Below are 13,670 nucleotides of genomic sequence, written 5' to 3'. Positions count from 1 at the left end.
AATTAAAATTGAACTGATTAAATTTTATTGATTTTTCTTCAAAAGTCGCCTTACCCTGGCCTCTCTGGGCTTGAAACCGCGCCCCAGGATGAACACCTCCCGACTTTCCCGGCGGGAACTGTCCGGCTTGACCACCTTGACGGTTTCAAAAAGAGGCTTGCACTCCTTGAGCAGTTCCGGGAAATCCTCTCCCTGGAACGCCTTGGCATAGAAGGTGCCCCGTTCATGGAGCAGCACAGCGGCGATATCCAGGGCCCGGCGGACGAGTCGGAGTGACTGCTGGTGGTCGGCGTACTGACTGCCCGTGGTTCTGGGGGCCATATCCGACAGGAGGACATGGAAGCCAGGCCAGGTTTTCTTCAAGTGTTCCAGCAGTTCATCGGAATAGACATCATAACAGAGCCAACAGATTTCAGCATGGCCTTTTTGCGTCGGCAGGTCGGTGTGCGAAAGATCCACACCGGCCACCACTCCCCTGCTGCCGACGATCCGGGCCGCATACAGACTCCAGCTTCCCGGGTGGCAACCGAGATCCAGCACCCGCTGGCCCTTCTTGAGAAAACGGTACTTTTTCTGGACCTCTTCCAGCTTATACACAGACCGGGCCGGATAGTTGTCCTTTTTGGCTTTTTCAAAGTAATAGTCCTTGACCTTACGCATGCATCGCTCCGTTTCCCGTTCCCTGGTTCGCCAGAGCCGCGGCAAGGGCCAGTGCCTGATCTCGGGTACTGATCTTCTTCTCCATATGAGCTTCTTCCACAGTCTCGAGGATTTCCCTGAAAATGGGCCCCGGACTCAGCTGGAGTTCCTCGATCAAATCGTGCCCGGTGAGCAGTGGTTTGCCCCGGCGTACCGGTTCCACGTGTTCGCGGCGTACCTGCTCCACCCGGGCAAAAAGCCGGGCCAGCTCGGCTTCCATCTCTTCTGGCCGGGCATCGCCGCGACCGGCCAGGGCATCGGCCATGCCAAGCAGAAACAGTCCCGGCAGATGTTCACCCAGGGCGCGAATCAAGCGCAGACAGGCCTTGAGACTGACCTCCTGATCTCGACGCATGACATTGCTGAGGTGAAAGGGACGCATGTGGGCCGCGACCAGGGAGGAAATCACCCGGACATCCTCGTTGGAGCAGCGCAACCGGCTGCCGATGTCCTGGCAGATCCGGGCCCCGACCTGATCATGGTTATAGAAGGTTATCCGTCCCCCCCGGTCCTCGTCGATGGTCAAAGTTACCGGCTTGCCCACGTCATGGAGAAAAGCGGCCCATTTCAACTGCACAACCCGGCGCGGCCCGGCCAGGTACTCGTGTAGTTTTTCGACCTGATCAGGATAAAACAGGCCCGGATCCTCGACAATCCGCTCCATCCAGCGCAACGCCTCCAGGCAGTGGGCAAATACGTCCAGGTGATGGCTGGCCGGCTGCTCCATCCCCACCCCGGCCTGCAGCTCGGGCACCACCTCCCACAGGAGGCCGATCCCGGCCATGGCGCCAAAGGAAGAAAAAGCCCGGCCACTATCCATGATCAGGTTCAACTCATGCCGTATGCGCTCCGGCGCCACCCGGTTCAACGTATCCCGCTGCCGGCGGGCCAGGTCCAGGGTGTGGTCGTCAATGGTGAAATCCAGCGTGGCACAGAAACGAAAAACCCGCAAAAGACGAAGCGGATCGTCACGGAACGCATGGTTCGCGGTCACCCGGATCCGTCTTTTCTCAAGATCCTCCACCCCGCCAACCGGATCGATCACCGGCAGCCTCTCTCCGCCCACCCCAGGCATCGCCGCAGGGACAGGTCTTTGTGCCCGCTCTGGCTCCTGTGGTTGCCCGCTCTCCCCTGCCAGTTCCCCTCGCAGCAGGGGCCCCAGATCCACCGCCATGGCATTCACGGTCACGTCCCGCTCCCGCAGGTCGGCCTCGATATGATCCGCCACGCCACGAAAAGAGGTGAAATCCACCACCACCTTCCGGCAGACCACCCGGGCCGCATCCTCGTCCCGGCCAAGTTCCACGTAGGTACCGCGGGTTTTGCCGGCAAAATCCGCAGCCCATGCCCGGGCCCGGCGATCAACGGTGAGATCGATATCCGCCGGTATGCGCCCCATAAGCAGGTCCCGCACAGTTCCACCGGTAAGATAGACACCACCATGACGTTTGGCATATATCCTGGCCAGAGCGGTCAGCACTCCGGCCGGGAACAATTCCCGCAGCCGACTGCTGTCAACAACTGTTTTTGTATCCTTTTCATGCTTCCTGATCACAGGCTGCGCTCCAGACCGATGTATCAAAGGAAAGAATGCAAGGCCACTATACCAGCCAGCACTTGGTTTTTTCCACAAAATCCTCTACAGTCTCATACAGTGGTTACCCGGAACAGGCAATTTTTGTCACAATCTGGGCAGATAAAAAAAACCGCGGGCTTCAGACAACTTCACACTCTCATCACCTTGATCTCCATGACAGAAGCAGCAACAACACGAACCATACGAATCGGCGCATCAACTATCGGCCTGATCGGCCTGGATGTGGCCCTCAACGAACTGGATACGAGGCAACTTACCCGGGAAGAGGCCGTGGACCAGCTTTTTCAGGCCATCAAAAGAAAAAACTACATCCCACCGGGACGGGAAAGAGACTACCGGGAAGCCCTGGGCCGAGAATATCTGCGCTTCATCGGTTTGGATGAGGGGGTGGAACAAGAGGCCCTGGTGATCCGTATCTTTGGCCCCGGCTGCGTGAGCTGCAACAGCCTGCAGACCCTGGTGATCGAGGTGATGAACCAGATGGGAGTAGCTGCCGACGTCGAACAGATCCATGATCCGGACGAAATCGGACGGGCCGGCATCACTGTAACCCCGGCCCTTATGATCAACGGCAAGATCAAAAGCAGTGGCCTGCTGCCCACGAGAGCCCAGGTGGAACAGTGGATCAGGGAGGTTGTCCGCCATGACTGACACGACCATTATCGCCTGGCTCGGCCAGATGGGAGCCGGAGAAGAAACAGCCACTCTCCTGGCCTACGCCATCATCGGCAGTGGTGTTCTCCTGGTAACGGCACTGGCTACCTGGCTCACCCGCCGCATCCTGGTACAGATGGTCATCAGGATCATCAAGGAAAGCGGTCCATCCTGGGACGATGCCCTGGTTCACAACCGGGTGTTTCACAAGCTGTCCTGGTACGTGCCCATGGTTATCCTCTACCTGGCCCAGGACCTGCTGCTGGCCACAGGCCAGACAGTAACTGAAATCATCCGCCGGCTTATCATGGCCGGCTTTGTCGTTGTCTCTATCCGCTGCATCACCGCCATTCTGGGGGCGATCAACGATATCTACTCTTCCCTGCGCCGTAAAAAGGGCTCCACCATCCGCGGTTATATCGACGCGGCCCGCATCGTCACCTATGTGCTCGGGCTCATCTTCCTGATCGCCATCCTCACCGACCGCTCTCCCTGGGGCCTGCTCTCTGTGCTCGGTGGTTTGACCGCCGTCACCATGCTGGTCTTCAAGGACTCCATTCTTGGCTTCGTGGCCTCCATCCAACTCACCGGCAACGACCTGGTGCGGGTCGGCGACTGGATAGAAAGCCCGGAGCACGGGGCGGACGGCGACGTGATCGACATCTCCATCCATGCGGTACGGGTGCAGAACTGGGACAAGACCATAACCTCCATCCCCACCTATGCCCTGATTTCAAAATCGTTCAAAAACTGGCGCGGGATGCAGGAATCCGGTGGCCGGAGGATCAAGCGCCAGATCAACATCGACATGACCTCGATCCGCTTTCTGTCCGATGAAGAACTCGAAAAATTCGCCGGAATCCAGCTCATCACCAACTACGTACGAAGCAGGCAAAAAGAGATCGACGAATACAACCAGGCCCACGGAGTGGATACCTCGGTGATCATCAACGGCCGGCGCCAGACAAACATCGGCATTTTCCGGGCCTATATCATCGCCTACCTGAAACAGCATCCCAAGATAAACCGCAATATGACCTTCCTGGTCCGCCACCTGCAGCCAGGGTCGGAAGGATTGCCCATCCAAATCTACGTGTTCAGCAGCGACAAGGTCTGGGCCAACTACGAGGCTATCCAGGCCGACATCTTCGACCACCTGCTGGCCGCAGTGGAGCAATTTGACCTGCGGGTGTTTCAGAACCCAAGCGGCTGGGACTTCAGGAGGATCGGCGAGCTTCCCGGCCGGTAGTCCGGCCGATTCAACAGGCAAAATCAGCTCCATCAACAGAATGGGCGTCCCTGGTCTCTTCCCTGCCTTCGCCGTAGATCCGCACTGTGGCCGGAGGCGTTTCGCCGTGTATTTTTTTGCCATACCGGATAACCAGGCCCGCGGCCAGGCGCAGGATTTCCTCTTCCTGTTCCGTTCCGGCCACGGTGTGTTCGGCCCGCCGCAGCAGACCTGTGGGGCCGGGCCGGTCTTCCATCTTCAGCAGCCAGTCTCCCGGCTCAAAGAGCTTCTTGATTCTCTCGTTCTCCGCCTGCTTGCGCCCGAGCACCAGCCAGATGCCGCCGGGGAGCAGGAACTGACGCCCCACCTGCAGCAACTTGATATCGCCGACCTCGATGCTCTCCCGGCCGGTGGCAAACAGGCCCTGGTAAAAACGTTCGATCCGGGCGCCGAGATTGGGATCGGTAAGAATGCACCCTCCGGCCGGGCCCGGATATTCGGTGATGCCGAATTCCCGCGCCAGGGCCATCTGGTCCTTGCGCCCGCGCCCGGAAAAACCATACAGCTTTTCCCGGTCCACCAGCCCTTCCCTTTCCGGTCGCGTGGGCTCCAGCCGTTGAGCACACAGGGGACGAAGGAGAATATCCTCACAGCCCGAATCCCGTTCGATCACCCGCAGGGTATCGCGCCGCTGGGACATAGGCCGCTGACCCAGCACTTCACCGGTAAAAAGAAAGGACGCATTGTAACGGGGCATCAACCCCCGGGCCCTGGAGAGCATCAGGATCTTGCAGTCGATACAGGGGTTGAAATGCTTGCCATAGCCATGGGCCGGATTGCGAAGCAGTTCGATATACCCTTCGCTCAAATCCACCAGCCGGACATCGACCCCGTGTTTTCTCATGACCTCGCGCTGGAACTCCTTTTCCCGCGTCAACAGGTCGTGATCAAAAAAGGGGGTGACAAATTTCAGGGCAATGACTCGAATCCCCTGGGCCGCGATCACCCGGCAGGCAAGAAGAGAATCGAGCCCCCCGGAATAGAGACCAAGGGCTGTAATTTCAGACATATATAGAGACTAACGGGTTAAAATTTATCTGATTGCCATAAACGATGGTATCCCGTTCGCGGGAGGCAGGCCCACTCCCATCCCCGTGCACGTGCACGTTGTCAGCGCGTCCCTGCCCGCTCGATCAGATCCCGGGCAAAGGCCATGGTCTGGTCTGTCAGCGAATTGCCGCCCAGCATCCGGGCAAGCTCCAGCACCCGGCTGTCCACATCCAGCATCCGGATGGAGGTACTGGTCCGGCCCTCCTGCACCTGTTTCTCCACCAGATAATGGGCCGTGGCATAGGCGGCGATCTGGGGCAGGTGGGTGATACAGAACACCTGGTGATGCCCGGCCAGCTCACTGATCTTTCCGGCCACGGCCTCGGCAGCCTTGCCGCCGATTCCGGCATCCACCTCGTCGAAGATGACCGTCTCCACCTGATCCCGCCGGGCAAGAAGACACTTCATGGCCAGCATCAGCCGGGACAGCTCTCCGCCGGACACCACCTTGATCAGCGGCTTTGGTTCTTCCCCGGGATTAGCTGAAAAAAGAAAGGTGACCTGGTCCTGACCAGTAGCCTGCATATTTTCGGCATCACTTTCCACTGCCGCGCTGAACAGTGCCTGGGGGAAACTCAGGGAAGAAAGCTCCCGTTCCATGGCCTTTTTCAGACTGGCCGCTGCCTGCTGCCGTTTCCTGGTCAGCTGGCTCGCCCTGGATCGAAGCTCGGCAGACAGCATCTCCAGCTCCTTTTCCAGCCGCGCAATCTCCTGCTCCATGCTGTCCAGGGTCTGCAGCTCCTCCTCGGCCCGGACCGCGAACTCCAGCACCTCTTCCAGGGTCGGACCGTACTTGCGCTGCAGGGTCTTGAGAGCGGCAAGGCGACCATTGATCTCCTCCAGCCGGCCCGGATCCATGGGAATGCTACCCCGGTAATCCCGCAGGGCCGACTCCAGATCCTCGATCTCGTAACAGGCCGTGGTGATCCGCTCACTGAGCTCCCGGGCACTCTCATCCAGCGAGGCCACCTGCTCCATGTTCTTGCGAATCTCGGCCAGATGCTCGATCAGCCGTCCATGCAGCAGCTCATGGCTTCTGGCCGCCAGGGTCGCCAGGGTGGTGGAGGACTTGAGCCGGTCCCGCTCCAGGGACAGCTCTTCATCCTCACCCGGAGCCGGGTCCACTTCCTGGATCTCCCGCAGTTGAAAGGCGAGAAAATCCCGCCGCTGCTCCTTGTCCTGCTCTTTTTCCTGCAGGGTCCGGAGGCTGCAGGCCAGCTTCTGCCAGCGCGCGTACAGCCCGGCGAATTCCTGCCGCTCCGGCCAGAGTTCGCCAAAACTGTCGAGAAAATCCAGATGCCGCCGGCTGCTGAGCAGTTCCTGGTGATCGTGCTGACTGGCGATGGAAACCAGGTTGGTGGCCAGCCGACCGGCCAGCCTGGCGGTAACCAGATGATCATTGACATACACCCGGCTGCGGCCGGTGCGGCTGAGTATTCGCCGAATAATACACTCACCGTCGTTTTCCAGCCCGTGCTCCCGTAACAGTTCCAGGCTTTCGCGCTGCTCGGGTCCCAGGAGAAAACAGGCCTCGATCACCGCCCGGTCGCAGTTGCTCCGGATCCACGTCGTACTTCCACGGCCACCGGTGAGCAGATGCAGGGCCTGGAGGATGATGGACTTGCCCGCCCCGGTCTCACCGGTGAAAACAATAAGCCCTGTATCCTGGCCACTGAAATCCAGATGCAGGGAATCGATCAGGGCGAGATTTTCTATGTGCAGTTCCTGCAGCATTTGTCTTTCCTGGGTCGATATTGAATAAAACCCGCAGGGAACAGGACCCGGGCCATGTTATGGTTCGGGAAACCGCTAACCACTTCGTGGCATCAGCGCAAAATCAGGCATCCCACTTCCGCAAGACGGTTCCCGCCAGGACATCACATCCAGGCAGCCGACATCAGCAGACAAAGAACTTGACTCCGGAAAACGAACCCTGTATCTTCGTGATTATTCTTGCAAATTTTACACTGTATCCGGAGTGGCCCATGGGAGCGACCAAACGGCTCAGCGCCAGCCTTGAAGACTATATCGAAGCGATCTATCACATCACCTGCGAAAAACAGGAGGCCCGCGGAAAGGATATCGCGACCCGCCTTGGCGTCAGCGGAGCCTCTGTGACCGAAGCGCTGCGTTCACTCTCACAAAAAGGGCTCATCAATTACACCCCCTACGAGGCCATCACCATGACCGACCAGGGCCGGACAGTGGCCAGGGACGTGGTCCATCGGCACCAGGCCCTGAAAAAATTCTTCATCGATGTCCTGGCGATCGACCACGAGATTGCCGAGAAAGGGGCCTGCAGGATAGAACATGCCGCCCCCCAGGAAATCATCGATCGGCTCGTCCAGTTTACCCGCTTCCTGGAAGTCTGCCCCCGGGGCGGCCGGGATCTCATCCAGGGATTCAGCGATTTTTTTGAAAAAGGGGAAACCAGGATAGACTGCGAGCATTGCATATCGCAGTGCCTGGAGAATAAATCGCGAAAACCCTGATCATATCTCATCACGAGGTACGCACTAAGCTGAAATTATATGGAAAAAAATTACAGGAGGTCACGGCTGCTGCAGATTCGCGTAAGCGCCACCGGCCGCTATAGACACCCTGCTATGCGGATGGGAGCGATCGCGCGAAGATGTGGTGCCCGTGATCTCCTGCTCCTGATCAGCCCTTGAGCAGTCCGACGATCTCTCCCTCTTCGGGAAACCGGCTCAAGGATTTTTTGGAAAAAATCAGCTTTCCGTCCCGGCTGACCTCAAAAACGCCACCGGACCCTGCGATCAGCTCCACGTCGACATCAGGGCCGAACACCTGCTTCAACTCGGCCTCCAGACTGGAGGCACGCGGTTTATAGTTTCATTTGCCGCAATATTCAATGGTAACTTTCATGATAAACCCTCCTTTCTTTTCTTGGTCCACGCCAGGCCCGGACTGCCCAGATCCGATGTGTTCCAGCTTCTGACCCGCACAACGAGTTGGCGAAGCGCCCAGGATGTTATATCATATCACAAACCACGGGAAAAGAGTGGAGTATGTTTTCCGTTTCCCTGCCCGGTTCCTGCCGGTATACTGCAGAAAAAGACCTGACCGAAAGATAAACCGCACCCTTTGCCAACCTGCCGGAACCTGAACTATGCCTGTTTACGAATACACCGCACTGAGCAGCAGCGGCAAGAAAACAAAAGGCATTATCGACGCCGACTCTGTCAGCGCAGCCCGGCAGAAGATCAAAAGCAGGGGCCAGTACCCGGTGGAGATCATCGAAACCACACCCCGGGCAGAAAAGCCCGGCAAAACGTCCTTTCTGCATATCGAACTGGGGCAACGGGTGCGACAACAGGAGATCCATATAGCCACCCGCCAGCTGGCCACCCTGCTCGGCGCCGGCATCCCTCTGGTCCAGGCCCTGAACGGCCTCATCGAGCAGACCACCAACAGGTCCCTGAAAAAAATCATTGCCCAGATAAAGGACAGCGTCAACGAGGGCAATTCCCTGACCGCAGCCCTGTCCGAGCATCCGCGCCTTTTCTCCCGGATCTACATCAACATGGTCCGGGCCGGAGAGGCCTCCGGTTCCCTGGATGTGGTGCTGGAACGGCTGGCCGAGTTTGGAGAGAGCCAGCAGGCCCTCAAGTCCCGGCTCAAGGCCGCGCTCACCTACCCCCTGTTCATGGCCGTGGTCGGTACCCTGGTCCTGTTTCTTCTCATCACCTTCATCGTTCCGAGCATCACCAAGGTCTTTGAAGGGACCAGCCAGGCCCTTCCCCTGCCGACGATCCTCCTGATCAACCTGAGCGGATTTTTCAAAAACTACTGGTGGCTCCTCATCCTGCTTATCGCCGCCGCTGTCGCGGCCATCCGCTTCTTCATCACCCGACCCACCGGCCGGCGGCTCTGGGATCGACTCAAGCTCACCCTGCCCCTGCTTGGCGACCTCAACATCAAGATCGCCTCGGCCCGCCTGGGCCGGACCCTGTCCAGCCTGCTGGAGTCCGGCGTCCCGCTGGTCACGGCCCTGCAGATCGTCAAGAACATCCTCAACAACACCATCCTCGCCGAAACCATCGACGATGCGACACGGGAACTGGAAAAAGGCCGCAGCCTCTCGCAGATCCTCAAAAAAAGCCCCTGGTTTCCCCCCATGCTGGTACAGATGATCGGGGTCGGGGAACAGAGCGGCGCCCTGGAGAAAATGCTGGGCAAGGTGGCGGACAACTACGAACGGGAGGTGGAGGCAAAAATCCTGACCATGACCTCGCTCATCGAACCGATCATGATCCTGGTCATGGGCGGGGTGGTGAGCTTTATCGTGGTCTCCATCCTCCTGCCCATCTTCGAGATGAACCAACTGATCCGCTGAAGTGGGGTTACTTCACAGAAGGAGTGAGAAATCTCTTCAATGTGGAGACCATTCCCGGGCCGTTGGGAAACTGTTTTTCCAGCCAGCTCTGCCACTGGCTGGCAAAACTATCGACCTGATGATACTGCTCTCGGCTGAGGATTACGTTAGACGGCGGGGTGGACTCCGGTGGCCCGAGGGGGGAGGTAATGACAACAATGATACGCCGATTGCCCGAGACGTGATAGTAGGCGCCAAGCCCCATGACCCAGTCCTTCTTGACCTGGCCCCAGAAGGCGGCCCACTGCAGCAGTCCGCCGGCAGCAGTGCCCGAGGTGTAGAGGGAATAGGGAGGGTTGACCGGGTAGCCGATCTGTTCGAAGGAGGTCTGGTTATTTTCCTGGAAAATGATGACGATAACGGTACCGGCGTCGTTTCGTCTGTCTTCGACACACTGCCAGAAAAACTGCTCCATGACCGTGGGCCCGATACGCATCTTTTTGGCCGGCAGCATATTGAAGCCCGGCGGCACCACAATCCGCTGGCCAAAACCGACCAGGGTATCAGCACCGTGTACTTCGGCCAGAACCGGCAACGACCCGCTGCCTGATTCCGCCGCCGCATCAGGAGAGGCACCCTCCCGGGCCTGCTGCCGCCGCCAGCCTTTTGCCGCCATGCACTCTTCATACGCCCGGGCAGCATAAACCGGGTCAACACTCTTGCCTGTCTCGCTGTGCAGCAGGGCAATCTTCTCGCCAATCAGCCGGCATTCCCGCGAATCAAGATTAAAAGACGCCTGTGTTCCCCCCGGCTTCTGCCAGGACTCGGAACCGGCACATCCTGCCAGTAAAAGGAGAGCGAGAAGGACAGGATAGATAGAGATGGTTTTTATAAATTCCATGTATTGTTGGAAGCAATGTCTTGAAGAAGAACCCCCATGCAACCTCCCACGGCCTGCACAACGAACCATGAACATCACGCTGGAAGTCATTAAATCCGAGGTGATTTCAGATGAATATCGTTGGGTTTCGTCCCTCAACCCAACCTACAATTGCTCACACAATTTCAAAATTAAAGCGATGCCAGGCTTTCCCTGATTGGGGGCCATGGGATACAACCGCCGGGTTGGCGGACCATCTGGCCCGGATCGCCGGTAAAACCCATGTAGGTTGGGTTGAGGAACGAAACCCAACAAAATAAGGGTCATTCCATCCCAACGCTATCATTGAACTTCAATTCTCCTGAGGCCCCCCATTCCAATTCGTACAATCCATTGGCTACATAACGATGGAAACTCGAATAAGGGTATTCCCGGGGCATCTTCACCAGCCCATGCTTTACCGGATTATAATGAATGTATTCGACATGTCGGGTAAAATCTCTCTCATCCCGGATCACATGTTCCCAGAAACGCCGCTGCCATATTGCCTGCTCCTGTTTGTGCTTTCGTGATGCAGTAAGCACACCTTTAAATCGAGAATCGCATCTCCTGCTGAATGAACCCTTAATCAGCCTCCACCGTTTGGAAAAATCCTGATCATCATCCGGCAAGGTCCACATACAATGCAGGTGATCCGGCAACAACACAAAGGCATCTATGACAAAAGGATGATGTTCCATTATCTCCCTGAAAATCAAACGGAGCAAGGATACATTTTCAGGTTCACATAAAAATCTTCGCCGTTTGTGGGTAACAACGGTAAAAAAATAAGTTCCGCCCCTGGTACGTGCCCGCCGATATTGCATGATCTGGGGTATCAAAAAAATATCGTTGGGTTTCGTTCCTCAACCCAACCTACGATTGCTCACACAATTTCGAATTTAAAGCGATGCCAGGCTTTTCCTGATTGGGGGCCATGGGATACAACCGCCGGGTTGGCGGACCATCTGGCCCGGATCGCCGGTAAAACCCATGTAGGTTGGGTTGAGGAACGAAACCCAACTTCCCCATGAATCCGCGCCAGCGTGCATTCACTGCTCCAAGACCCGGCTGTTCCTCAATTCTTCCTCATATCCTCCAGTCTCTCCCTGGTGTACTCGACCGACTGGTAGGGGTCCATGGGATACAACCGGCTGGGTTGGCGAACCATCTGGCCGGGATCCCTCGTAAAGGTGGAGAAGGAGTAATAGATATTTCCCCGCCGGTCACGATCACTGAAGATGGAGAAAGGTATGCGGATGAACACGCCCTTTTCACTGGCACCCCTGTTATCTGTATTTATAAAATCACTGGTATCTGTCCTGGTCAGCCAGGCGCCGATGGTGAAGTATTTAAAACTGCGCCGCAGTTCCAGGCGAAAGCCCATGTCGCCAGCGAGAAATTTGCCTATCTTCAACCCGGCCTCGATTCCCTGCTCCGGCCAGAGCAATCCATACAAGTTGAGAAAATGGGAATCATAGGTCTTGGTAATAGTGTCGCTCAGTTTAAAATTATCTTCCGGATCCCGCTTCCAGACCGCCTCGCTCTCAAAACCGATCCCGAACCGGCCATCATCGAAAAGCCGGAAGACCTCGGCCCCGAACCCGGCATATTCACTCTCGAAAAGACCAGCGGAAAATCGCCCCAGTACATTGAACGGCAAAGACGCATGCTGGTCAAAGGCCAGCACTGAAATGCGCGGCTGCGATTCGCGCTCATAAAGGACCACGTCGGTCCGGGTGGGCTCGGGCTCAAGGGGAGCAAACAAAACTTCGTCAAACTCGTTGAGCAGGGTGAATTCCAGTTCGCCGTACAAGGTCCCATTCTTCCAGGGATTCACCGAGGCCCTGGGCCGGAGGAATACCTTGTTCTTGAAAAAACCCTCTTTGTTGTTCAGAAAGGTTCGCACCTTCAAGTTGACGCTGTAGTCAAACAGGCTGTCCGGGACGCGATAGCTGCCGATCTCCTCCTCGCCGGTGAAAAAGGCCTGCTGTTGACGACGGTTGTAGAGCGACAGGTCGGCAAAGGTGAGAAAGGCTTCCTTGTCCAGCCGGCCATCCAGGAAGGCCCGCAACTCCTGGCGGCTGGCCCGGAGGCACTGGAGTACCTGGCCCATGTAGACCAGGTTCAGGTACACGGTGGTGATCCGTTCCGGCGCAATACCATCGACTATCCGGGCAACCCGGCCCAGGGCCTTGGCATGGGAGAGATATTTTCTGTTGTTGAACTCTATCCAGATGGCATGGTCCCGGACCGCGGTTTCCACGCCGGTAAAACCGTCACTGCGCAGCTCCCTGGCGACCAACGCCGCCAGCCGCTGGTTATCCGCCTCGTACGCCTGCCACCGTTTCTTTTCCGTGGCCAGGTAGGGCGCCTCCTTTTTCCAGGGTAAAAGCCCCTCTGGATTCAAGGGAAAATCACCAGAAACACCAAGGCTCCATTCCCGGCCGCGCATGAACCCACCCTGGAGATACACATGGTTGCCCAACCGGTATTTCAGCCCCAGGTTCACGGGCCAGCGGGCCGCCTCCGGGGCGCCGAACATGGTTTCATATTTCAGGGAAGAATATTCTGCCGACAGGGTCAAATCCGGGGAATACTGGTACTCGATACCGCCAAACAGGCTGGTTGGTCGAAGGGGACTGGAAAGGAGAAAGGTGGTATCAAACGTTTCGCCCTGGCGTTGCCGGGCAATGTTGTCCAGGGACTCACCACCCAGCAACCCCTGGCCAAGACCAAGGGTCAAGTCCAGGTTGCCGAACATTTTCGAGGCGACAATATAGCGGGAGGGAAACAAAGAGGTCCCAACCGGATCATAGGCCCCGACAGCTATCTGGGGCCAGAGTGCATCTTCCTTGACCAGCACCAGCCGGGCCCCGGCATTACGATCCTTGTAATACCCATAGGCCTCATAGTCGGCAAAGCCCTGAAGAGTGGAAATCTCCGTAAACTGACCATGGAACTCCAGCCGGTCAAAGATACCCAGCGCAACACCGTAATACCGGTATGGTTCGGCCTTGCCATACTTGACCCGGACACTCCAGTCCGGCAGGATCCGGGCCGTGGGCATATCCCAGATCCCGGTGAAGGACTGGAGCGAGGCAAGAGGCCTGGCCGCGGTGGCCGC

The 13,670-nt window shown here is 57.4% G+C and carries 12 protein-coding genes; 4 read left to right on the top strand and 8 right to left on the bottom strand.

Annotated elements, in window-relative coordinates:
• Positions 1-24: 24 nt before the first annotated feature.
• Together ACXJJY_RS02550 and ACXJJY_RS02545 are read right to left on the bottom strand one after the other, a co-directional pair.
• On the bottom strand, positions 25-660 hold the full coding sequence (locus ACXJJY_RS02550; RefSeq protein WP_456385139.1) for an SAM-dependent methyltransferase: 636 nt from the start codon (positions 658-660) through the stop codon (positions 25-27).
• Positions 653-2,254, bottom strand: a complete 1,602-nt coding sequence (locus tag ACXJJY_RS02545) for a CCA tRNA nucleotidyltransferase (protein WP_456385138.1) — start codon at positions 2,252-2,254, stop codon at positions 653-655. Before ACXJJY_RS02545 ends, ACXJJY_RS02550 begins: the two co-directional genes overlap by 8 nt.
• Positions 2,255-2,449: 195 nt before the next feature.
• On the opposite strand from ACXJJY_RS02545, the gene ACXJJY_RS02540 reads away from it, so the two are divergent.
• Together ACXJJY_RS02540 and ACXJJY_RS02535 are read left to right on the top strand one after the other, a co-directional pair.
• Positions 2,450-2,947 (top strand): thioredoxin family protein, encoded by a 498-nt coding sequence (locus ACXJJY_RS02540; protein ID WP_456385137.1) that lies wholly within the window; start codon positions 2,450-2,452, stop codon positions 2,945-2,947.
• The gene (locus ACXJJY_RS02535; RefSeq protein ID WP_456385136.1) at positions 2,940-4,199 is read left to right on the top strand and encodes a mechanosensitive ion channel family protein; all 1,260 of its coding nucleotides are present in this window, start codon (positions 2,940-2,942) and stop codon (positions 4,197-4,199) included. Before ACXJJY_RS02540 ends, ACXJJY_RS02535 begins: the two co-directional genes overlap by 8 nt.
• Before the next feature lie 10 nt (positions 4,200-4,209).
• Here ACXJJY_RS02535 and ACXJJY_RS02530 read toward each other — a convergent pair whose 3' ends face one another.
• Entirely contained in the window at positions 4,210-5,247 is a 1,038-nt protein-coding gene (locus tag ACXJJY_RS02530; protein ID WP_456385135.1) for a thiamine biosynthesis protein, read from the bottom strand.
• 101 nt (positions 5,248-5,348) lie between these two features.
• On the bottom strand, positions 5,349-7,022 hold the full coding sequence (recN, locus tag ACXJJY_RS02525; protein ID WP_456385134.1) for a DNA repair protein RecN: 1,674 nt from the start codon (positions 7,020-7,022) through the stop codon (positions 5,349-5,351).
• A 251-nt stretch (positions 7,023-7,273) separates the two neighbouring features.
• On the opposite strand from recN, the gene ACXJJY_RS02520 reads away from it, so the two are divergent.
• Positions 7,274-7,780, top strand: coding sequence for a metal-dependent transcriptional regulator (locus tag ACXJJY_RS02520; protein WP_456385133.1), 507 nt, complete (start codon positions 7,274-7,276; stop codon positions 7,778-7,780).
• Between the two features lie 169 nt (positions 7,781-7,949).
• Here ACXJJY_RS02520 and ACXJJY_RS02515 read toward each other — a convergent pair whose 3' ends face one another.
• The gene (locus ACXJJY_RS02515) at positions 7,950-8,174 is read right to left on the bottom strand and encodes a SelT/SelW/SelH family (seleno)protein (protein WP_456385132.1); all 225 of its coding nucleotides are present in this window, start codon (positions 8,172-8,174) and stop codon (positions 7,950-7,952) included.
• A 244-nt stretch (positions 8,175-8,418) separates the two neighbouring features.
• On the opposite strand from ACXJJY_RS02515, the gene gspF reads away from it, so the two are divergent.
• Positions 8,419-9,645, top strand: coding sequence for a type II secretion system inner membrane protein GspF (gene gspF, locus ACXJJY_RS02510; RefSeq protein WP_456385131.1), 1,227 nt, complete (start codon positions 8,419-8,421; stop codon positions 9,643-9,645).
• 7 nt (positions 9,646-9,652) lie between these two features.
• Here gspF and ACXJJY_RS02505 read toward each other — a convergent pair whose 3' ends face one another.
• From ACXJJY_RS02505 to ACXJJY_RS02495, 3 genes are all read right to left on the bottom strand, one after another.
• Complete coding sequence (locus ACXJJY_RS02505; RefSeq protein ID WP_456385130.1) at positions 9,653-10,525, bottom strand: hypothetical protein; 873 nt, start codon at positions 10,523-10,525, stop codon at positions 9,653-9,655.
• Between the two features lie 302 nt (positions 10,526-10,827).
• Positions 10,828-11,370 (bottom strand): REP-associated tyrosine transposase, encoded by a 543-nt coding sequence (locus ACXJJY_RS02500; protein WP_456385129.1) that lies wholly within the window; start codon positions 11,368-11,370, stop codon positions 10,828-10,830.
• A 251-nt stretch (positions 11,371-11,621) separates the two neighbouring features.
• Positions 11,622-13,670: YjbH domain-containing protein (locus ACXJJY_RS02495; protein WP_456385128.1), on the bottom strand; the 2,049-nt coding region annotated here is incomplete at its 5' end.

The sequence above is a fragment of the Desulfolithobacter sp. genome (assembly GCF_054025815.1).
This window is presented reverse-complemented; position numbering and strand designations above follow the sequence as displayed.

Bases quoted from the DNA above. Each gene is read 5' to 3' on its own strand.
- recN (WP_456385134.1), bottom strand. From the start codon at position 7,022: ATGCTGCAGGAACTGCACATAGAAAATCTCGCCCTGATCGATTCCCTG.
- ACXJJY_RS02530 (WP_456385135.1), bottom strand. From the start codon at position 5,247: ATGTCTGAAATTACAGCCCTTGGTCTCTATTCCGGGGGGCTCGATTCT.
- ACXJJY_RS02535 (WP_456385136.1), top strand. From the start codon at position 2,940: ATGACTGACACGACCATTATCGCCTGGCTCGGCCAGATGGGAGCCGGA.
- ACXJJY_RS02500 (WP_456385129.1), bottom strand. From the start codon at position 11,370: ATGCAATATCGGCGGGCACGTACCAGGGGCGGAACTTATTTTTTTACC.
- gspF (WP_456385131.1), top strand. From the start codon at position 8,419: ATGCCTGTTTACGAATACACCGCACTGAGCAGCAGCGGCAAGAAAACA.
- ACXJJY_RS02540 (WP_456385137.1), top strand. From the start codon at position 2,450: ATGACAGAAGCAGCAACAACACGAACCATACGAATCGGCGCATCAACT.
- ACXJJY_RS02520 (WP_456385133.1), top strand. From the start codon at position 7,274: ATGGGAGCGACCAAACGGCTCAGCGCCAGCCTTGAAGACTATATCGAA.
- ACXJJY_RS02505 (WP_456385130.1), bottom strand. From the start codon at position 10,525: ATGGAATTTATAAAAACCATCTCTATCTATCCTGTCCTTCTCGCTCTC.
- ACXJJY_RS02550 (WP_456385139.1), bottom strand. From the start codon at position 660: ATGCGTAAGGTCAAGGACTATTACTTTGAAAAAGCCAAAAAGGACAAC.